We start from the raw sequence: 19,692 nt of genomic DNA, 5'->3' as shown, positions 1-19,692 counted from the left end.
CCGTGTCACGGTGTGACGATGTTGAACCTCGGGTCCGGCCCGTCGAGTACATCCACCAAGGCCTGCAGCGCGCCCCGGTCACCGGATAGCTCCAGACCGGCTGAGGCGAAGTCACCCGTCGCCAGGCTCAGGAGCCGAATCTTGCCGGGCAGCTTGACCGTAACGGATGCCGTCGCGGGGTCGGGCGCCGCCTTGCGGTGGACGAGCACCCCGTTGCGCAGCGCGAGCCGATAGTTGACCGCCGTGTCGGCCAAGGTGACGTCGACGGCGACGTCGAGATCCCAGCTGCGCGGGCCGTTGACCCGGATGGACAGGCTGTCGAAGATCTGCTCCGGGGTCAGCTGGGTCAGCATGGACGACGACGTTGTGGTGGTGGCCGTGCCGACGTTGCCGTCGCGCAGCTCCATCGCCCCGCTCAGGAAGAAATTGCGCCAGGTCGCGTTTTCGGCACCGTAGGCGAGTTGCTCGAGCGTGTCCGAGTACAGCGCACGGGCGCCGGCATGCGCGCTGTCGGTGAAGACCGCATGATCCAACAATGTTGCGGCCCAACGGTAGTCACCGGAGTCGAATGCCTTTTGCGCAAGGTCGACGACCCGGTCGATGCCGCCCATCGCCTCGACATACCGGGGCGCGAGCGCCTCGGGAGGGTGGGGCCACAGCCGGGCCGGGTTGCCGTCGAACCAGCCCATGTAGCGCTGATAGACGGCCCTGACGTTGTGGCTCACCGAACCGTAGTAGCCGTGCGTGTGCCAGGCACGCTCGAGTGCCGGTGGCATCTGGAACATTTCGGCGATCTCGACGCCGGTGTAACCCTGGTTCAGCAACCTCAGCGTCTGATCGTGCAGATATGCATACAGATCGCGCTGCAAGGACAGGAACTCGACGATGCTGTCGCGCCCCCAGGTCGGCCAGTGGTGGGAGGCGAATACGACGTCGGCGCGGTCCGGCGAAGGCGTCGATCGCCTCGGTGAGATAACCGGACCAGGCGTGCGGGTCGCGCACCACCGCGCCGCGCAGGGTCAGCAGGTTGTGCAGGTTGTGGGTCGCGTTCTCGGCCATGCACAGCGCGCGGAAACGCGGGAAATAGAAGTGCATTTCGGCGGGCGCCTCGGTGCCGGGCGCCATCTGGAACTCGATCTCCACGCCGTCGATCGTGTGTGTTTCACCGGTAGTTGCGATGTCGACGGTGGGGACGATGACGGCGACCTCGCCGGTGGACGGCGCCTGGCCGAGCCCGCAGCCGACCTGACCCATCGGCCCGCGCGGCAGCAGGGTGCCGTACATGTAGGTTGCCCGCCGCGTCATTGCCGGTCCGGCGTAGACGTTTTCGGAGACCGCGTGCTCGGTGAAGCCTTCCGGCGCCAGCACCGCCACCGTGCCCGCATCCACGTCGGCCTGCGAGGTGACGCCCAGGACGCCGCCGAAGTGATCGACATGGCTGTGGGTGTAGATCACCGCGACGACGGGCCGGTCGCCGCCGCGATGCTCGCGGTAGAGCGCCAGTGCCGCCGCGGCGACCTCGGTGGAAATCAGGGGGTCGATGACGATGATGCCGTTGTCGGTTTCCACGAACGTCACGTTGGAGATGTCCAACCCGCGGACCTGGTAGATGCCCGGCACCACTTCGTAGAGGCCTTGTTTGGCGGCCAGCGTCGACTGCCGCCACAGGCTGGGATGCACCGACGTCGGCGCGGGTCCGTCCAGGAAGGCGTAGGCATCGTTGTCCCAGACGATTCGGCCGTCTGCCGCCCGAATCACGCACGGCGACAAGGCCGCAATGAATCCGCGGTCCGCGGCGCGGATATCGGCGTCGTCCTGGAAAGGCAGGACCTGTCCGCGGTGGGCGGACTCGATGACGGGAGTGGGAGGCTTGTGATCCACCTTCTCCACCTTGCCATTGATGCTGCAGGCCCCGAAAGCATTTCACCGACGAATAATGAATACAGCAACAATTTCTCGGGGTTCTGGATTCTCGGTCCAGTTAACCCGCATACTGCCCAGACGGCCCTCAATGCCGAGGACCGCAACTATCGGGCAAAAAGGAGAACAGGTGAAGCGTCAATTGACGGTCGCGGTGGCCGGGGCGGCGATTCTCGCCGCGGGCATTTCCGGATGTTCGGGTGGTAACAAGTCGGGAACGAGCGCGAGCAGTTCCGCCAGTAGCTCGGGTACGAGCGCGTCGGCTAGCACCGGCGGCGCCGCCGGCACGAAGGTCACGATCGACGGCAAGGACCAGAACGTGTCCGGTTCGGTCGTGTGCACAAATGCGGGTGGCACCATCAACATCGCGATCGGTGGCGCAGCGACCGGCATCGCCGCCGTGCTCAGCGACGGCAACCCCCCGCAGGTGAAATCCGTTGGGCTGGGCAATGTCAACGGCGTGACGCTGGGCTATACCTCGGGCACCGGGCAGGGCAATGCAACCGCCAGCAAGGATGGCAACAGCTACAAGATCAGCGGCACCGCCACCGGGGTGGACATGGCCAACCCCATGCAGCCGGTGAACAAGCCGTTCGAAATCAATGTGACCTGTAACAGCTAGCTAGTGTCGTGAGTCGTTAATCCGCATCCGGATAGTAGACTTGGCCTGTGCCGGGTCCGATTGCTGTGCCTGTGGTGTTGTCCGATGAAGAACGCGATCAGTTGCGGGGATGGGCGCGCCGCCCGAAGAGCGCCCAGGCGCTGGCCCTGAGGTCACGGATCGTGCTTGCCTGCGAAGGGGATTCGAGTAATACCGCGATAGCACACGATCTGGGTATCACGCGGGGAATGGTGACCAAGTGGCGCAATCGATTCGCCACCGATCGCCTCGACGGGTTGCTCGACGAGCCGCGGCCGGGTCGGCCCCGGGTGGTCGGTGATGAGCGGATCGAAGCGTTGATCACCGCGACGCTGGAGACCGCGCCGCTCGATGCCACGCACTGGTCGACGCGGTCGATGGCCCAACATTTGGGGTTGAGCCAGTCGATGGTGTCGCGGGTGTGGCGGGCGTTCGGATTGGCTCCGCACAAACAGGATTCGTGGAAACTTTCCAAGGACCCGTTATTTGTCGACAAGGTGCGTGACGTCGTCGGGTTGTATCTGAACCCGCCCGAACGTGCGGTCGTGCTCTGCGTGGACGAGAAGACTCAGATCCAGGCGCTCAACCGCACCGCACCGGTGTTCCCGATGCTGCCCGGCACCCCGGCGCGGGCCAGCCACGACTATGTGCGCCACGGCACATCGAGCCTGTATGCCGCCCTGGATCTGGCCACCGGCCAGGTCATCGGCGCGCTGCACTCGCGTCACCGCGCCCAGGAATTTCTGGCCTTCCTGAAAAAGATCGACGCCGAAGTCCCCGCCGACCTCGACTGCCACGTCGTGCTGGACAACGCCTCCACGCACAAGACGCCCCAGGTCAAACGCTGGCTGACCGCCCATCCACGGTTCGTCCTGCACTTCACCCCGACCAGCTCGTCCTGGCTCAACCTCGTCGAGCGCTGGTTCGCCGAACTGACCACCAAGAAACTGCGCCGCGGCACCCACACCTCGGTACGCCAACTCAACACCGACATCCGCGCCTGGATCCAAAACTGGAACGACAACCCGCGCCCCTACGTCTGGACCAAAACCGCCGACCAAATCCTCGAATCCGTCGCCAACTACTGCAAGCGAATTAACGACTCGCGACACTAGGCCGATGCGGGCGGTTGCCATCCGTTGGGTGGCAACCGCACCGTGAACTCGGTGCGGCCCGGTGAGCTGTCGACCGCGATCGTCCCGTTGTGCGCCCTCACCACGGCCGAGACGATCGCCAGTCCAAGCCCCGTGCTGCCTCCCTTGCGCGAGCGCGAGGAATCACCGCGGGCGAACCGTTCGAAGACCTCCGACTGCAGCGCCGCCGGAATGCCGGGCCCGTTGTCGATGACCTGTAGCACGGTGTGCGACGGCTCGGTGCTCAACCGCGTCGTCACCACGGTGCCCGCGCCGGTGTGGACGCGGGCGTTGGCAAGCAGATTCGTCAGGACCTGGTGGAGCCGCGCCGCGTCGCCGGTGACGACCACCGGTTCTTCGGGGAGGTCGAGTTCCCACTGATGATCCGGTCCCGCGACGTGCGCGTCGTTGACCGCATCCACCGCCAACCGCGACAGATCGACCGATTCGCGTTCCAGCGGCCGGCCGGAATCCAGCCGGGCCAGCAGCAGCAGGTCCTCGACGAGCCGCGTCATCCGCTCGGTCTCGGACGCCACTCGGCTCATCGCCTGCGCCACCGCCTCGCGGTCGTCGCCCATCCGTTGCGTCAGTTCGGTATAACCGCGGATCGCGGCCAGGGGCGTGCGCAGTTCATGGCTGGCGTCGGCGACGAACTGGCGAACGCGAGTCTCGCTGGCCTGGCGCGCCGACAGCGCTTCCGCGATGTGGTCGAGCATCCGGTTGAGCGAGGCACCGAGCTGTCCCACCTCGGTGGAGGGGTTCGCGTCGGATTCGCGTACGCGCACAGGCAATTCGACCTCGCCGCGCGACAGCGGCAGATCGGCGACCTGGCCCGCGGTTTGGGCGACGCGGCGCAACGGCGCCAGCGCCCGCCGGATGATCACGACCCCGGCGATCGTCGCGGCCGCCAGCGCAACCGCGGTGACGATCCCGAAGATGACCAGCATCCGGATCAGGGTGGCGTCGATGTTGGACATCGACAGGCCGGTGACGATGATGTCGCTGCCGTTTCGGCTCGGCGCCGCGACGACGCGGTAGCGGCCGAGGCCGTCCAGGTTCAGCGTGACCGGGGCGCGGTTGCCGGCGATCTGTTCCAGTTGGGTCTGGGCGGTCGGGGTCAGGTCATCCCTGGTGCCGCTGCTGGTCAGGTAGCCGGCGTCAACCGTCTTGCCGTGGCTGACCACCGCCGCCACCATGCCCGCCGGCTGACCCGGGGCGTCCAGGAACCGCGGGCCGGGGCCCGGCCTCGGATAGTAGGAGTGCTGGTGGTGGTGCCATCCCGGGTGGTTCGGCTCGGGGTACATCAGCGCCGAGCGGAACGAGGTCCCGGCGAGTTGGCCGTCGAGCTGCTTGACCAGGTGATGGTTGAGCGCCAGTTCGGTCACCGCGGTGATGCCGACGCAGACGATCGCCAGGACGACGATCTGGCCGACCAACAGCCGCAGCCGAAGGGACCAGACCCTTCGCGGGTCAGCGGGCCGGCTTGAGGACATAACCCGCGCCGCGCAGTGTGTGGATCATCGGATCGCGACCGTTGTCGATCTTCTTGCGCAGGTAGGAAATGTAGAGCTCGACGATGTTGGAGCGGCCGCCGAAGTCGTAACTCCATACCCTGTCCAGGATCTGGGCCTTGCTCAGCACCCGCTTGGAGTTGCGCATCATGAACCGCAACAGCTCAAATTCGGTCGAGGTCAACGAGATTGGCTCCCCGGCGCGGGTGACCTCGTGGCTGTCCTCGTCGAGCACCAAATCCCCGACCACCAGCTGTGCGCCGCTGTCCACGGTCGTCACCCCGGTGCGGCGCAACAGCGCCCGCAACCGCAGCACGACCTCTTCGATGCTGAACGGCTTGGTGACGTAGTCGTCGCCGCCGGCGGTCAGGCCGGCGATGCGATCCTCCACCGCATCCTTGGCCGTCAACAGCAGCACCGGCAGCTGCGGGATCTCCCCGCGCAGTTTGTGCAGGACGTCGAGGCCGCTCATGTCGGGCAGCATCACGTCGAGGACGACGACGTCCGGACGCTGGTTGCGGGCGGCCGCGATCGCCGATTCCCCGTCCCCGGCGGTGGAGATGTTCCAGCCCTCGTACCGCAGCGCCATCGACACCATTTCGGCCAGGACGGGTTCGTCGTCCACGACCAGCACGTTGATGGGGTTGCCGTCCGCACGGCACATGACAACCCGCTCTACAGAGGCCCGGGGCTGCGTCACAAGCTCCAGTATCCGTCACCGGCTGAGCCGAGACTATGACGAACCTATGCGCGCCCTGTGAAACGAAACGCGCGACTGCCGGAGCAGCCGCGCGATCGTGGTGTTCGGCCGTAGCGGTTAATACCAGTAGCGCCGGCCGGCGACCGGACGCCCGATCGAGCCCAGAATCCAGAGGATCGCGCCGATCACCAGCAGCACGATTCCCAGCGTGGTCAGCACGGGTACGTGGAAGAAATACCCGAGAACAAGCAGGACAATTCCTAAGATAACCATTTCGACTTCCTTCGGGTGAGGGTTAGAGGTTGACCGATTGCATTGAACTTGGTTGCGGCAGATGGCAATCCGTGACTTTCGGGTTGACCCCGAAGTAATTCAGGGGTCCGGCGATCACGGTCACCGCAACCGTGCCCGCGGAGGCGCATGTCGTCTGGTCGTTTTTGAAGTAATCCCGTTGCCACGCCGCGAAGGCTCCGATCAGCAACCACACCAAAGCAACCGTTCCGATGATCCCGCTGCCACGCATCGTGACCTCCATTGTGAGCGAGAAGAAGTTTTCTCGTGGTGCTGAAGTTACCCATTCGACTTATGCCTAAACATGCAATGGGTTATGCGGCAGCGCTTGTCGGCACATCCCGGCACGTCAGAGGCGGTCGACGCGGCGGCCGGCGGCCCGCGCCGCCCACGGCCGGGAGGGGCGTGCCCGCTGGATTAGCTCAGCTAACTCGAGGACCCACCCCGATTCGAGGCGTTCCTATCGAAATGGCGTGCCTGACCCGCTAAATTAGCAGCGGCACTTTCGATCTCGGCGTCCGGTCAGCCCCGCCGCCGCTGCGCGGACACATAGAGGGTGGGCGGCATCGAATCCTCCGCGCCCTGCGGGATCCGGCGGTCATACCGGGCCATCAACTCGGCGAACGTCGCGGTCGTGACGTCCCAGCCGCGGCCGCGCAGCCAGCCGTCGACGGGCGTGCGCTCCTCCGGGTACCACAGGTCGTCGAAGTCCGTGATCTCGGCATTGACCAGCTGGGCTGCCGCCGCCCGCATGCGCCGCATGTCCTCGCGCTGGCGTTGCACACGGTCGGGGTCGGTGAAACCCGATTCGGGCACGTTGGACGCCAGCCAGCTGCCCTCGGCGCTCAGCGAATCGATCCGCTCGAACAGCAAGTCCTGGGCCTGCGCCGGTAGATACCGAACGAGCCCTTCGGCCGACCACACCGCAGGTCGCGAAGCATCAAACCCCGCTTCCCGCAACGCTTTCGGCCAATCCTGGCGCAGGTCGATCGGCACGTTGACCAGCTGCGCGGTCGGCTCCGCGCCGTGTTCGCGCAGCGTGTTGGATTTGAATTCCAGCACCTTGGGCTGGTCGAGCTCGTACACGACCGTGCCGTCGGGCCACGGCAGCCGCCAGCTGCGCGCGTCCAGTCCGGCCGCCAGGATCACCACCTGGCGCACGCCGGCGTCGGCCGCGCCCAGGAAGAACTCGTCGAAGAATGCCGTCCGGGTGGCCATGAAGTCGACCATCAGCTGCAGCCGCGCCCGCAGATCGGGCTCGGTGTCGGCCGCCTTGGCCAGCAACGCGGGGTTGGCATAGATGCTCCACATCCCCTCGCCCGCGGCGTCGACGAACACCCGCGCGAACGGGTCGTTGATCAGGGGGTTCTCACTCTCGGTCTCCGCGGCGCGAGCTGCGGCGACGCCGAGCGCGGTGGCGCCGACGCTTTGGGTGATTTCCCAGGAATCGTTGTCGGTCCGCGGCATCGCCAGTTCCCTTCCCCAGAAAGTAAGTTATGCACACTATTCTTCCAGCCGCCGCCACCGGCCGCCTCCCGTCGCCCCTGCCCTAGTCTTTTTCCCAGACGGTCCACAGGTTGCAAGGGAGTGCCATGACGCCCACCCCGTCGCGTACGCCGCAGGAAGTGTTCGCCCACCACGGCGCCGCGCTGGCCGCGGGCGATCTTGACGAAATGCTCACCGATTACGCCGAGGACTCCGTGCTGATCACGCCCGCCGGCGTCGCGCGCGGCAGGCAGGCCATCCGCCGGGTCTTCGCGCAACTGCTCGCCGATATCCCGGATGCCAACTGGGACTTGAAGACCCAGCTCTTCGACGGCGATGTGCTGTTCCTGGAATGGGCCGCCGATTCGGCGGCCAGCCGGGTCGACGACGGCGTTGACACCTTCGTGTTCCGCGACGGCGTGATCGCGGCGCAGACCGTCCGATACTCGCCACACCCGAAGGGCTGAGCAGTGGACTCCGTGAATCTTCAAGCCGTAGCGGAATGGATGTCCGGGCAGGGGCTCGGCGAGGGCCCGCTGGAAGGCGTCTCCAACGTCACCGGCGGAACGCAGAACGTCATGCTGCGGTTCAGCAGGGCCGGGCGGCCCTACGTGCTGCGGCGCGGGCCCCGGCACCTGCGTCCGCACAGCAACAGCGTGATCCTGCGGGAAACGAAAGTCCTTGCGGCGCTGGCAGGTTCCGATGTGCCGCATCCGCACCTGATCGCCGTCTGCGAGGACCCCGCCGTGCTGGGCGACGCGGTCTTCTACCTGATGGATCCCGTCGACGGATTCAACGCCGGCGAGGGTCTGCCGCCTTTGCACGCGGGCGACGCGAAGGTGCGACACGGCATGGGGCTGTCGATGGCCGACGCGTTGGCCAAGCTCGGTGCCGTCGACCATGTCGCCGTCGGCCTCGCCGAATTCGGTAAGCCGGAGGGCTTTTTGGAGCGCCAGGTGCCGCGCTGGCTTTCCGAGCTCGAGTCCTACAACGACTACGAGGGTTATCCCGGGCCGCAGATCCCCGGCATCGAGGAGGTGTCGACCTGGTTGGACCGGCACCGGCCGGCGCACTGGACGCCGGGCATCATGCACGGCGACTACCACGCGGCCAACGTGATGTTCTCCCGCACCGGGCCGGAGGTGGTCGCGATCGTCGACTGGGAGATGTGCACGATCGGCGATCCGCTGCTGGACCTGGGCTGGCTGCTGGCCACCTGGCGCCAGCCCGACGGCTCCAGCGTGTTCAGCCACGCCCTGGGCGGCCAGGACGGATTGGCCAGTACCGACGAGCTTTTCCAGCGCTACGCCGCCAACACCACCCGCGACCTGTCACACATCACCTGGTACACCGTGCTGGCCTGCTTCAAGCTGGGGATCGTGATCGAGGGGACGCTGGCCCGGGCCTGCGCGGGAAAGGCGGAGAGGGAGGTAGGCGACCAATTGCACGCCGCCACCGTGCATCTGTTCGAGCGGGCGCTGCGCCTCATCGACAACGAGGGCTGACCTACTAGCATTCGTCTCGTGCCGCCCTATCCCGAGGAACCGGATTACTACTCCGAGCCCACCGCGGCCGCGCGGTACGGCGGCGGCTATTACGACGCCGCGCCGGAGCCGCCCGAGCCCCCGACGCCCTGGTACCGCCGCCCGGCGGCGCTGGTCGCAGCAGGCGCCATAGGGGCGCTCCTGCTCGGCGCGGTCGTCTTCGCGGCGGTCAAGCTCGCGAGCAATTCGCCGGCGCCCAGCCCGGCAACCACGACGACGCCGGCGCCGTCCACCACCGCGCCGGTGACCACCACGACGACGGAGCCACCCCGGCACCACGGCGGCGGCGGTGGCGGCCCGACCGAGACGGTCACCGAGACCGTCCCGCCACCGAGCACCGACACTCCCACGACGACCGTCTCGCCCAGCACGGTCACCGTGACGCCGAGCACCGAGACCAGCACCGTCACCCAAACGGTGACCGAGCCGCCCCGTCGGGGGCCATTCGGCGGACCGTTCGGCGGACGCTAGCGGTCGGCGCGGGTGTGCCCGGGTTCCGTCAAACCCGAGGGCACAACATAATTCGGCCGCTTACAACAAGGTGCAAGTGGTGACACCTGCTGCGCTTGTACTGCAACCGCATGCAGACGTCAGCAGGGCGCTGGAGGCGATTACCAGGGCGGCGAGGATTTTGGTGACACGGGACATGACTCAACTCCGATGTTCGCACGGAACTGAACTGAGGCCCGAGGCCGATGATATTACGCGCAGACCGCGCTGCCTGTGACACGTTTGACGCACGAAAAATGGCTGAGCGCGCCTGTTCAGAGTCGGTTGATCGGTGACATTTCTATGTCGGTTGATCGGTGACACTCTGTGTTGTGGTTTAGGCCGGTGCGCTGGTGCGCAGGGCCCGTTTGTTTCGTACCTCGCCGCGGCTGGTGCGCGCGGCGGTTTTGACCAGATCATCGCCGACCCAAAACCGCAGCAGGTCCCCATCGACGTGGACATCGCAGCGCGCGCCGGCATAGTGGCGCCCGATACAGACCTGCTGCCAGGACACGCACACGATGCCGTTGGAGCACACCCGTCGACTTACCCAATCATCGCCACTGCGGTCGACGTGTCGGGCACACGAGTTCGAGGGCGGTGATGCCGGCGCACCGGCGTGAAACCGTTGAGCCGGTGTGGTCATCTTCAGGGCTTGGTGCGGCCGGGTGGTGTTGTAGTCCTCGACCCACTCATCGAGCGCCTGCTGAGCGACCTTGAGGTTGGTGAAAGGCTCACGGCCGCTGAGGAACTCAGCACGCAGACTGCGGTGAAACCGCTCGATTTTGCCCGTCGTGGTCGGACTTCGCGGCTGGGTCAACACGTGCTCGATGCCGTGCTCGCGGCAGATCGCATCAAAGAGCACCTCGACCGGTGGATGAAAGAACCGCCCGGTGAACACCTTGCCGTTATCGGTCAAGATCTGCTCAGGCACGCCGTAAGCCGCCAGCGCCGCCCGTAATCCGTCGCAGACCGCACGGGTGCGCTCACGAGCCATCAACTTGGCGCACACACACATCCGGGAATGATCATCAATACCGGTCAAGGCTTTGGCGCTGGTGCCGTCAGCCAACGCGAACCCGCCGACGATGTCCATCTGCCACAGCTCCATCGGCGCCCCACGCTCCCAGCGCTTCCATTTGCGCGACCGTCGATCTCGCATCGCGGGGTCGATCAGACCGGCCCGCACCAGCGCTCGATACACCGCCGACTCCGACGGCACCGGATGGACACCTCGTTTGGCCAGCTCGAACACCAACCGCCGCGGCCCCCAATACGGTCGCGAGCGGCGCAGCTCGAGCATCTCGGCCTCCACCTGCCCGGGCATCTGATGCGGACACGACACCGGCCGATGCGACCGATCCACCAGTCCTTCCAAGCCCGCGGCTTCATAACGGGCCAGCCATCGGTGCAGCGTCTGACGCGCCACCCCGGTCTTCTCTGCGGCCTGTGACACCGACAACCCGTCGCCGATCACCGCCATCACGGCCTGATACCGCTGCTCAGCCACACTTAACTCCCTCATCTAGGGAGTGTCACCGATCAACCGAAACAACTGTCACGCATCAGCCGAAACACTGACACGCATCAACCGAAGGCAAAATGTCACGCATCACCCGACGTCATACAATGGCTGAGCGCGCCCGAAGGGATTCGAACCCCTAACCTTCTGATCCGTAGTCAGATGCTCTATCCGTTGAGCTACGGGCGCCTGTTCTTCAGTTGTCGTTCCGTGTTCCGTTCAGGACCCAGCGGAGGCGAGAGGATTTGAACCTCCGGTCCCCTTTGAGGGGGACAACTCATTAGCAGTGAGCCCCATTCGGCCGCTCTGGCACGCCTCCCTTTTGGACTTTCTGAGGGTACCGACCCCTTTCCGGTCTCGCGGAACCGGCCATACTGTACACAGTTGAGACATAAACTGTCGAAGTGACCGCCCGTCTACGCTCCGAACTGGCCGGACTGCCAGTGTATGTGCCCGGCAAGAACGTGCCGGGCTCGATCAAGCTGGCCAGCAACGAGACCGTTTACGGCCCGCTACCCAGCGTGCACGCGGCGATCGAGCGGGCCATCGCCGTCGTCAACCGCTACCCGGACAACGCCAGCGTGGACCTCAAGGCGGCGCTGGCCATGCACCTGGGTTCCGACGTCGCCCCCGAGCACATCGCGGTCGGCAGCGGTTCGGTCACCTTGTGCCAGCAGCTCGTTCAGATCACCGCCGCGGCCGGCGACGAGGTGATGATCGGCTGGCGCAGCTTCGAGTGCTACCTGCCCATCATTCAGGTGTCCGGCGCGACGACCGTGCGGGTGCCGCTGACCGATCACACGCATGACCTCGACGCGATGCTCGCGGCGATCACCGACCGCACCCGGCTGATCTTCGTCTGCAACCCCAACAACCCGACGTCCACGGTCGTCGACCCGGACGCGCTGGCCCGATTCGTGGACGCCATTCCGTCGCACATCCTCGTCGCCCTCGACGAGGCCTATGTCGAGTACGTCCGCGACGGCATGCTGCCCAACAGCCTCGAGCTGGCCCTCACCCGCAGCAATGTCGTTGTGCTGCGGACCTTTTCGAAGGCGTACGGGTTGGCGGGCCTGCGGGTCGGCTATGCGGTCGCCCACCCCGACCTGATCACCGCCCTGGACAAGGTCGTCATGCCGTTTGCGGTGACGAACGTCGCGCAGGCGGCCGCCATCGCGTCGCTGGACGCCTCGGCCGAGTTGATGGCCCGCACCGACGCACTGGTCGGCGAGCGCACCCGCGTGAGTGACGCCCTGCGCGACGCCGGGTTCGAGCTGCCGCCGTCGCAGTCGAACTTCGTCTGGCTACCACTGGGGTCGCGCACCATGGACTTCACCGAGCAGGCCGCCGAAGCGCACCTGGTGGTGCGGCCGTTCGCGGACGAAGGCGTTCGTGTCACCATTGGTGCTCCGGACGAAAATGACGCTCTGCTGCGTTTCGCCCGCGATTGGATAGCCCGCACCGAATCCTGAGGAGAGCCGTGGACCTCGCCCGAAAGAAGTTCACCGAATTCAAAGAGCGCAGCGGCGACATCGCGGATTCCGAGCTCGACGAATTCTGGGCCGAGCTTTCGCCCGCGACCCTCGACGGGATGCTCGGCGAGTGGAAGGGCGGCGAGTTCCAGACCGGCCACAAGATGAACGGCCAACTGGAAAAAGCCGGGTGGTACGGCAAGACCTTCAAATCCGTCAGCGACGTGCAGCCGCTCGTCTGCCTGGACGCCGACGGCAACAAGTTCTCGAACGTGGAAATGGGCAAGGGCGAGGCCAGCCTGTGGCTGGAGGACTTCCGCGGGGAGGTCACCGCCACCATGGTCTACGACGGCCAGCCCGTGCACGATCACTTCAAGAAGATCGACGACAACGCCGTGATGGGGATCATGAACGGCAAGGGCGTTCGGGACAACGGCAAGTACTACTACTTCTACCTCGAGCGCGTCTAGCGTCTCGACCTGCGAGCCGTCCAGTGTGAACTGGCGGCTTTGATTGTGCGTCCACGCCGACGACACGCCGCGCGGACCCGACGCGGCTTCACACCCAAAGCCCAGGCTTCACACTCGACGGGCGAGAGCCGAAGGGCGGACTATCGCGCCGGGTTGCGGCCGGTGAACGCGACCAACTGCTCGAGGGCGCCGGCGTCCGCGGGCACGGCGACCGGGTCGTCGAATCCGGCGCCGCCGCGTAGCTCCGGCCTGATGATGTGGCGAGCCAGGCCCAGCACGTATTCGGACAGCGGCTCGGGGGCGTCGACCTCGCGGTTCGTCGCGGCCGCGTAATCCCAGGCGTGCACCAGGAATTCGATCGACAGGACGGCGCACGCGCTCTTGGCGGGCATCTCGCCCTTGCCGAACGGCACCGTCCCGCCCAGCCCGTGCCGGTGCCAGGCGTCCAGCGCCGGCCGCGCCGCGGCCACCACCTGGCGCTCCACCGAATCGCCTTCGGCGGGTTCGGGAACGTCGGCGCCCACCATGCCCCCGAGGGCTTTGATCGAATTCAGCAGGTGCCCGGTCAGCTGCGCGACGTCGAAATCCGCGCAGGGCGTCGGCCGCGACAGGTCGTCGGCGGCGATGGTGTGCAGGACCCGCTGCAGCACCCCCAGGGTGTCCTCGGCGCTGTGCAGCTCGTCGGTCGGCGGTGAATGCGGGCCGGGTCGCAAGTCAGGAGCCATATTCGCCACGCTACGGTCTCGATATGGCGCAAGCATACGAATCCGTCACCGTGGAGAAGAAAGACCACGTCGCGCAGGTGACGCTGATCGGGCCCGGCAAGGGCAATGCGATGGGGCCCGCCTTCTGGTCCGAGCTGCCCGAGCTGTTTCCGGAGTTGGACGCCGACCCCGAGGTGCGGGCCATCGTGCTCACCGGTTCGGGCCGCAACTTCAGCTACGGCCTGGACCTCGCCGCGATGGGCGGGACGCTGTCGGGGGTGCTGGGTGAGGGCGCCTCGGCGCGGCCGCGGGCCGAATTTCACCGAACGGTGCTGCGCATGCAGGGCGCGATCAACGCGGTCGCCGACTGCCGCACCCCCACCATCGCCGCGGTGCACGGCTGGTGCATCGGCGGCGGCGTCGACCTGATCTCGGCGGTGGACATCCGCTACGCCAGCGCCGACGCCAAGTTCTCGGTGCGCGAGGTCAAACTCGCCATCGTCGCCGACGTCGGCAGCCTGGCCCGCCTCCCGCTGATCCTCAACGACGGGCACCTGCGTGAGCTGGCGCTCACCGGCAAGGACATCGACGCGGCCCGCGCCGAGAAGATCGGGCTGGTCAACGACGTGTACGCCGACGCCGAGGCCACGCTGGCCGCGGCCCACGCCACCGCCACGGAGATCGCCGCCAATCCCCCGCTGACCGTCCACGGCGTCAAGGACGTCCTCGACCAGCAGCGCATCGCGGCGGTCTCCGAAAGCCTGCGGTACGTGGCTGCCTGGAACGCGGCGTTCCTGCCGTCCAAGGACCTGACCGAGGGCATCACGGCGACCTTCGAGAAGCGCCCACCGCAGTTCACCGGGGAGTAGTCCGGCGGCACGTACCCTCGCTGAAGTGACTCCTGACGGCAAGATCCGCGTCCCGGCCGACCTGGACGCGGTGACGACGATCGGTGCGGAAGACCACTCCGAAATCGACAGCGCCGCCATCGACCGGATCTGGCAGGCGGCGCGGCATTGGTACCGGGCCGGGTTCCATCCGGCGATCCAGTTGTGCCTGCGGCAGCACGGGCGCGTGGTGCTCAACCGCGCGATCGGCCACGGCTGGGGCAACGCCCCGAGCGACCCACCGGACGCCGAGCGGATCCCCGTCACGCCCGATACCCCGTTTTGCGTGTACTCGGCGGCCAAGGGGATGGCGGCGACCGTGGTACACATGCTCGCCGAGCGCGGCGTCTTCTCACTCGACGACCGGGTCTGCGACTACATCCCCACCTTCACCAGCCACGGCAAGCACCGGATCACCATCCGGCACGTGATGACGCACAGCGCCGGGCTGCCGTTCCCGACCGGCCCGCGGCCGGACGTCACGCGCGCCGACGACCACGAGTACGCGCAACGCAAGCTCGGCGAATTGCGGCCCCTGTACCGTCCCGGGCTGTTCCACATGTACCACGCGCTGACCTGGGGTCCGCTGGTGCGCGAGATCGTGTATGCGGCCACCGGCAAGGAAATTCGCGAAATCCTGGGCACCGAGATCCTCGACCCGCTCGGCTTCCGCTGGACCAACTTCGGCGTCGCCGAGAAGGACGTGGCGCTGGTGGCGCCGAGCCACGCCACCGGGCGGACGCTACCGCCGGTGGTCGCCCAGATCTTCCGCAAGGCGATCGGCGGAACCGTGCACGAGATCATTCCGTACACGAACTCCAAGTTGTTCTTGACCACCATCATCCCGTCGTCCAACACGGTGTCGAACGCCCAGGAGATGTCGCGGTTCGCCGAGATCTGGCGTCGCGGAGGCGAACTCGACGGTGTGCGGGTGATCAGACCGGAGACCATGTACGGCGCGATAGCCGAATGCCGAAGGCTGCGACCGGATTTCGCGGTCGGGCTGCAACCGGCCCGCTGGGGCACCGGCTACATCCTCGGCACCAACCGGTGGGGACCCTTCGGGCGCAACGCGCCGCACGCCTTCGGCAACCTCGGCCTGGTCAACATCGCGATCTGGGCCGACCCCGCGCGCGGGCTGGCGGCCGGGGTGGTGAGCAGCGGCAAACCCGGGCGGGATCCCGAAGCCCGCCGGTACACGGCCCTGATGGACACGATCGCCGCCGAAATCCCCACCGGTTAACGGCCACGGCAGTGGGAACCCTGCCGGCATGGCTACCTATCGAGTGCTCAATCCGAAAGGCGACGTCGTCGCGACGAAAGACATCGACAGCGCCGACGACGCACACGCATGGTTCGTCGACAACAAGGCCGACAACAGCGAGCTCGGCTGGCGCATGGAAGTCGAGCACGACGGCGATTGGCATTTCTTCGACGACAGCGAGGGCGATCGAAGCTGACGGTGTTTGTGCTCCGGCTCGCGGGGCAACCAACAAGGCATGGACTCGCAACGCTTCCGCAAGCTGCTGGACGCACCGGGGCCGTTCGTTTCGGTGTATTTCGACGACTCGCACGACACCCATGACGCCGAGGCTCAACTCGAGCTCAAGTGGCGGGCGATCAAAGAAGACCTCGAACGCGCACACGCCGACGCCGCGGTGATCGCCGCGATCGAGGACGCGGCCATGAACCTGCGTCCCCCGATCGGCCGAAGTGGACGGGCGGTGATCGCCAGCGCCGACGGTGTGGTGATCAACGAGCACCTGGCTCGCGGCCCCGCCGCGAGCGTGGTCCGGGTGTCCGAATTGCCTTACCTGGTACCGATTCTGGAGCAGAGCTTCGATCACCCGGACTATGTCCTGGTGGTCGTCGACCACAGCGGCGCCGACATCATGACCCACCTCGGCGGGACGCTGCGCACCGAGACGGTCGACGGCGGTGGCTACCCCGTGCACAAGGCCGCGGGGGCCGAGACCGCCGGATACGGCGACCCCCAGCTGCGCACCGACGAGGCCGCCCGCAAGAACGTGCGTGCGGTCGCCGATCGCGTCGCCGAACTCGCCGACGACAAGGCGATCGAGGTGATCTTCGTGGTCGGTGAGGTGCGGTCGCGCTCCGACCTGCTGGCCGCGCTGCCGGAGCGACTGCACGACCGCGCGGTGGCCCTCGAGGTTGGGGCGCGGCACAGCGGGCATGACTTCGGCGAGATCGAGCAGGCCATCGAGGACGAGTTCGTCAAACGCCAGCTGCGCACGATCGACGATGCGGCACAACGGTTTACCGCCGAGATCGGGCGGCAGTCCGGGCTGGCGGCCGAGGGACTCGGTCCGGTGTGCTCGGCGCTGCGCCAGGGCGCGGTGGAGACATTGATCATCGGTGACATCGGCGACGCCACCGTGGTGGCCGACGAGGGCCTGACGACCGTCGCCCCCGATGAGAACGTGTTGTCGGAGCAGGGCGCCGCTCCCGCCAAGACGCTGCGGGCCGACGAGGCGTTGCCGGTATCGGCGATTTCGGTGGGCGCGGCCCTGGTGCGCACCGACGAGCGGATCTCGCCGGCCGACGGGATCGGTGCGGTGCTGCGCTACGCGCCGACGCTGCACCAGAGCGTCGAGTAACTTCAGGGCGGTGGCGGAGGGATTTGAACCCCCGGACGGTTTTAGCCGTCTCTCGCTTTCAAGGCGAGTGCATTAGGCCGCTCTGCCACGCCACCACGGACAAGGGTAACGGGGGCCGGTAGCGTGGCCGCCATGCGAGCCATCGTCGCCGAATCCTCCGGTCAACTGTCCTGGCAAGAAGTGGCCGACGTGTCCGCTCGGCCCGGCGAGGTCGTGGTCAAGGTGGCCGCCGCCGGTGTGAATCGCGCCGACGTGCTGCAGGCCGCCGGCAAGTACCCGCCGCCGCCCGGCGCGAGCGAAATCATCGGCATGGAGGTGTCCGGTGTCATCACCGAAGTCGGCGACGGTGTCACGGAATGGTCTGCGGGGCAAGAGGTTTGCGCGTTGCTGGCGGGCGGGGGGTACGCCGAGTACGTCGCCGTTCCCGCCGGCCAGGTGCTGCCGATTCCGTCCGGTGTGGACCTCGTCGACGCGGCCGGGCTGCCCGAAGTGGCCTGCACGGTGTGGTCGAACGTGGTGCTCATCGCGGGCCTGAGCCGGGGCCAGCTACTGCTCGCGCACGGCGGGGCCAGCGGCATCGGCAGCCACGCGATCCAGATCGCGCGGGCGCTCGGGGCCCGGGTGGCGGTCACCGCCGGCTCGGCGGAGAAGCTCGACTTCTGCCGCGAGCTGGGCGCCGACATCACCATCAACTACCACGACGAAGACTTCGTCGCGCGGCTACAGGAGTCCGGCGGTGCCGACGTGATCCTCGACATCATGGGCGCGGCCTACCTGGATCGCAACATCGACGCCCTGGCCAGCGACGGGCAGCTCGTCATCATCGGCATGCAGGGCGGCGTCAAGGGCGAGCTCAACATCGGCAAACTGCTCGCCAAGCGGGCGCGGGTCATCGGCACCACGCTGCGGGGCCGTCCGGCCACCGGGGCGAACAGCAAAAGCGACATCGTGCAGGCGGTGACGGCCTCGGTGTGGCCCATGGTGGCCGACGGACGGGTGCGGCCGATCATCGGCGCCCGCTTGCCCATTCAGCAGGCCGGCGACGCGCACCAGCGACTGGTGGACGGCAAGGTGACCGGGAAGATCGTCCTGACGGTCTAGCCCAGGGAGGCCAGCGCGCGCACCAACTGGTCGACCTCGGCCGTCGTCGAATAGTGCGCCAGCCCGACGGTGACCGCGCCGCCGATGTCGTTGACGCCCAGCACGTCGAGCGCGCGGGAGCTTTCGTTGGTGACGGCCAGAATCCCGTTGTCCGCCAACCGCTGCACCACTCGTTCGGCGGGCACGCCGTTCAAAACGAAGCTGACCACCGGGATCCGCACCTCCGGGCGGCCGATGACCATCACCAACGGCAACGAGCGCAACGACACCATCAGGTAGTCATAGATCCGATTCAGGTACGAGGTGGCGGACTGCATCGACACCGCCAGGCGTTCGCGCCGGGTGCCGCGGGCGGATTCGTCGAGCGACGCCAGGTACTCGATGCTGGCGACCAGCCCGGCCAGCAGCCCGAACTGGTGCGCACCGATCTCCAGCCGCGCCGCGCCCGTGGCCTTGGGGTCGGCCGAGATGGAATGGAACGAGTTGAGTAGCAGCGGATCGCGGAACACGATCGCGCCGATCGGCGGGCCGCCCCACGCGGCGGCGTTCACCGCCACCACGTCGGCGTCGGTTTCCCTCATGTCGAGCAGCCGGTAGGGCGCCGCGGCGGAATGGTCGACCACCACCAGGCCGCCGACGTCGTGCACCAGCTTGGTCATCGCCCGCAGGTCGGTGACCGTGCCCATCGTCGCGGACGCCGAGGCGACGGCGACCAGCCGAGTCGACTTCCCGATCAGGCCCTCCCACTGCCACGTCGGCAGCTCGCCCGTCTCGATGTCGATCTCGGCCCACTTGACCTTCGCCCCGTACCGGTGCGCCGCCCGCAGCCACGGGGCGATGTTGGCTTCCTCGTCCAGGCGGCTGACGATGACCTCGTAGCCCAGGCCGGCGCGCGACGACGACGCCTCGGCCAGCGCGGACAGCAGGATCGCGCGATCGGCGCCCAGCACGACGCCGGCGGGTTCGACGTTGAACAGATCGGCCACGGCCGCCCGGGCCGCCTCCAAGATGGCGGCGCTGCGCTGCGCCGAGGGGTGCGCCCCCACGGTGGTGGGCGCAGACCTGCGGAAAGCCGTCGACACCGTCGTCGCGACGGAGTCGGGAATCAGCATCCCGGCGGGAGCGTCGAAGTGCACCCACCCGTCACCCAGCGACGGATGCAGTCCGCGCACCCGGGCGACGTCGTATGCCATGTGGGCCACCTT

The 19,692-nt window shown here is 67.2% G+C and carries 20 protein-coding genes, 3 tRNA genes and 1 pseudogene; 12 read left to right on the top strand and 12 right to left on the bottom strand.

Annotated features, from left to right (window positions below):
* Positions 1-5 precede the first annotated feature (5 nt).
* Positions 6-1,881: pseudogene (locus W7U_RS22785) on the bottom strand (alkyl sulfatase dimerization domain-containing protein).
* Positions 1,882-2,050: 169 nt separating this feature from the next.
* On the opposite strand from W7U_RS22785, the gene W7U_RS22780 reads away from it, so the two are divergent.
* Both W7U_RS22780 and W7U_RS22775 read left to right on the top strand, forming a co-directional pair.
* On the top strand, positions 2,051-2,542 hold the full coding sequence (locus tag W7U_RS22780; RefSeq protein ID WP_008263112.1) for a lipoprotein LpqH: 492 nt from the start codon (positions 2,051-2,053) through the stop codon (positions 2,540-2,542).
* A gap of 47 nt (positions 2,543-2,589) precedes the next feature.
* The gene (locus W7U_RS22775) at positions 2,590-3,675 is read left to right on the top strand and encodes an IS630 family transposase (protein WP_036429555.1); all 1,086 of its coding nucleotides are present in this window, start codon (positions 2,590-2,592) and stop codon (positions 3,673-3,675) included.
* Here the strand turns inward: W7U_RS22775 and W7U_RS22770 are convergent.
* The 5 genes from W7U_RS22770 to W7U_RS22755 form a co-directional block, all read right to left on the bottom strand.
* Positions 3,672-5,186: a HAMP domain-containing sensor histidine kinase gene (locus tag W7U_RS22770; RefSeq protein ID WP_014383651.1), complete on the bottom strand. Its 1,515-nt coding sequence runs from the start codon at positions 5,184-5,186 to the stop codon at positions 3,672-3,674. The genes W7U_RS22775 and W7U_RS22770 overlap by 4 nt on opposite strands.
* Complete coding sequence (tcrX, locus tag W7U_RS22765) at positions 5,164-5,868, bottom strand: two-component system response regulator TcrX (RefSeq protein WP_008263107.1); 705 nt, start codon at positions 5,866-5,868, stop codon at positions 5,164-5,166. The genes W7U_RS22770 and tcrX overlap by 23 nt, the downstream gene beginning before the upstream one ends.
* A gap of 153 nt (positions 5,869-6,021) precedes the next feature.
* The gene (locus W7U_RS26000) at positions 6,022-6,177 is read right to left on the bottom strand and encodes a DUF6131 family protein (RefSeq protein ID WP_008263106.1); all 156 of its coding nucleotides are present in this window, start codon (positions 6,175-6,177) and stop codon (positions 6,022-6,024) included.
* A 22-nt stretch (positions 6,178-6,199) separates the two neighbouring features.
* Positions 6,200-6,439 (bottom strand): hypothetical protein, encoded by a 240-nt coding sequence (locus W7U_RS22760; protein ID WP_008263104.1) that lies wholly within the window; start codon positions 6,437-6,439, stop codon positions 6,200-6,202.
* 278 nt (positions 6,440-6,717) lie between these two features.
* Positions 6,718-7,662 (bottom strand): class I SAM-dependent methyltransferase, encoded by a 945-nt coding sequence (locus tag W7U_RS22755; protein WP_008263102.1) that lies wholly within the window; start codon positions 7,660-7,662, stop codon positions 6,718-6,720.
* 125 nt (positions 7,663-7,787) lie between these two features.
* On the opposite strand from W7U_RS22755, the gene W7U_RS22750 reads away from it, so the two are divergent.
* Genes W7U_RS22750 through W7U_RS22740 form a run of 3 tightly spaced genes read left to right on the top strand, consistent with a single transcriptional unit; the run spans position 7,788 to position 9,695 of the window.
* Positions 7,788-8,147, top strand: a complete 360-nt coding sequence (locus W7U_RS22750; protein ID WP_008263101.1) for a nuclear transport factor 2 family protein — start codon at positions 7,788-7,790, stop codon at positions 8,145-8,147.
* A 39-nt stretch (positions 8,148-8,186) separates the two neighbouring features.
* Entirely contained in the window at positions 8,187-9,185 is a 999-nt protein-coding gene (locus W7U_RS22745; RefSeq protein ID WP_008263099.1) for a phosphotransferase family protein, read from the top strand.
* 18 nt (positions 9,186-9,203) lie between these two features.
* Entirely contained in the window at positions 9,204-9,695 is a 492-nt protein-coding gene (locus W7U_RS22740; protein WP_008263097.1) for a hypothetical protein, read from the top strand.
* Positions 9,696-10,050: 355 nt separating this feature from the next.
* Here W7U_RS22740 and W7U_RS22735 read toward each other — a convergent pair whose 3' ends face one another.
* From W7U_RS22735 to W7U_RS22725, 3 genes are all read right to left on the bottom strand, one after another.
* Positions 10,051-11,238 carry an IS481 family transposase gene (locus W7U_RS22735; protein WP_036429757.1) on the bottom strand — a complete coding sequence of 396 codons (1,188 nt, stop codon included), beginning with the start codon at positions 11,236-11,238 and terminating at the stop codon, positions 10,051-10,053.
* A gap of 113 nt (positions 11,239-11,351) precedes the next feature.
* Positions 11,352-11,424: transfer RNA gene (locus tag W7U_RS22730), tRNA-Arg, on the bottom strand.
* A gap of 41 nt (positions 11,425-11,465) precedes the next feature.
* A tRNA-Ser gene (locus tag W7U_RS22725) sits at positions 11,466-11,554 on the bottom strand.
* Between the two features lie 85 nt (positions 11,555-11,639).
* On the opposite strand from W7U_RS22725, the gene W7U_RS22720 reads away from it, so the two are divergent.
* Both W7U_RS22720 and W7U_RS22715 read left to right on the top strand, forming a co-directional pair.
* Entirely contained in the window at positions 11,640-12,707 is a 1,068-nt protein-coding gene (locus W7U_RS22720) for a pyridoxal phosphate-dependent aminotransferase (RefSeq protein WP_008263094.1), read from the top strand.
* A gap of 8 nt (positions 12,708-12,715) precedes the next feature.
* Positions 12,716-13,177: a DUF4334 domain-containing protein gene (locus W7U_RS22715; RefSeq protein WP_008263093.1), complete on the top strand. Its 462-nt coding sequence runs from the start codon at positions 12,716-12,718 to the stop codon at positions 13,175-13,177.
* Positions 13,178-13,317: 140 nt separating this feature from the next.
* Here W7U_RS22715 and W7U_RS22710 read toward each other — a convergent pair whose 3' ends face one another.
* Positions 13,318-13,902, bottom strand: a complete 585-nt coding sequence (locus W7U_RS22710; protein ID WP_008263092.1) for a TIGR03086 family metal-binding protein — start codon at positions 13,900-13,902, stop codon at positions 13,318-13,320.
* Between the two features lie 23 nt (positions 13,903-13,925).
* Between W7U_RS22710 and W7U_RS22705 the strand changes: the two genes are divergently transcribed.
* From W7U_RS22705 to W7U_RS22690, 4 genes are read left to right on the top strand one after another with little or no spacing between them, the layout of a single operon-like run.
* Positions 13,926-14,750 carry a crotonase/enoyl-CoA hydratase family protein gene (locus tag W7U_RS22705; RefSeq protein ID WP_008263091.1) on the top strand — a complete coding sequence of 275 codons (825 nt, stop codon included), beginning with the start codon at positions 13,926-13,928 and terminating at the stop codon, positions 14,748-14,750.
* Positions 14,751-14,775: 25 nt separating this feature from the next.
* Complete coding sequence (lipE, locus tag W7U_RS22700; RefSeq protein WP_008263090.1) at positions 14,776-16,011, top strand: lipase LipE; 1,236 nt, start codon at positions 14,776-14,778, stop codon at positions 16,009-16,011.
* A 28-nt stretch (positions 16,012-16,039) separates the two neighbouring features.
* Positions 16,040-16,228, top strand: a complete 189-nt coding sequence (locus W7U_RS22695) for a hypothetical protein (protein WP_008263089.1) — start codon at positions 16,040-16,042, stop codon at positions 16,226-16,228.
* A 39-nt stretch (positions 16,229-16,267) separates the two neighbouring features.
* Positions 16,268-17,386 carry a hypothetical protein gene (locus W7U_RS22690; RefSeq protein ID WP_008263086.1) on the top strand — a complete coding sequence of 373 codons (1,119 nt, stop codon included), beginning with the start codon at positions 16,268-16,270 and terminating at the stop codon, positions 17,384-17,386.
* 8 nt (positions 17,387-17,394) lie between these two features.
* On the opposite strand, the gene W7U_RS22685 is transcribed toward W7U_RS22690, so the two are convergent.
* Positions 17,395-17,481: transfer RNA gene (locus W7U_RS22685), tRNA-Ser, on the bottom strand.
* A 37-nt stretch (positions 17,482-17,518) separates the two neighbouring features.
* Between W7U_RS22685 and W7U_RS22680 the strand changes: the two genes are divergently transcribed.
* Entirely contained in the window at positions 17,519-18,487 is a 969-nt protein-coding gene (locus tag W7U_RS22680) for an NAD(P)H-quinone oxidoreductase (protein ID WP_008263084.1), read from the top strand.
* Here the strand turns inward: W7U_RS22680 and W7U_RS22675 are convergent.
* On the bottom strand, positions 18,484-19,680 hold the full coding sequence (locus tag W7U_RS22675) for a cysteine desulfurase-like protein (RefSeq protein ID WP_008263081.1): 1,197 nt from the start codon (positions 19,678-19,680) through the stop codon (positions 18,484-18,486). The genes W7U_RS22680 and W7U_RS22675 overlap by 4 nt on opposite strands.
* Positions 19,681-19,692 lie beyond the last annotated feature (12 nt).

This window comes from Mycobacterium sp. H4Y, assembly GCF_000364405.1.
GTDB lineage: Bacteria > Actinomycetota > Actinomycetes > Mycobacteriales > Mycobacteriaceae > Mycobacterium > Mycobacterium intracellulare.
Note: the sequence above shows the minus strand (reverse complement) of the source record. Positions and strands in the feature narration are given on the sequence as shown.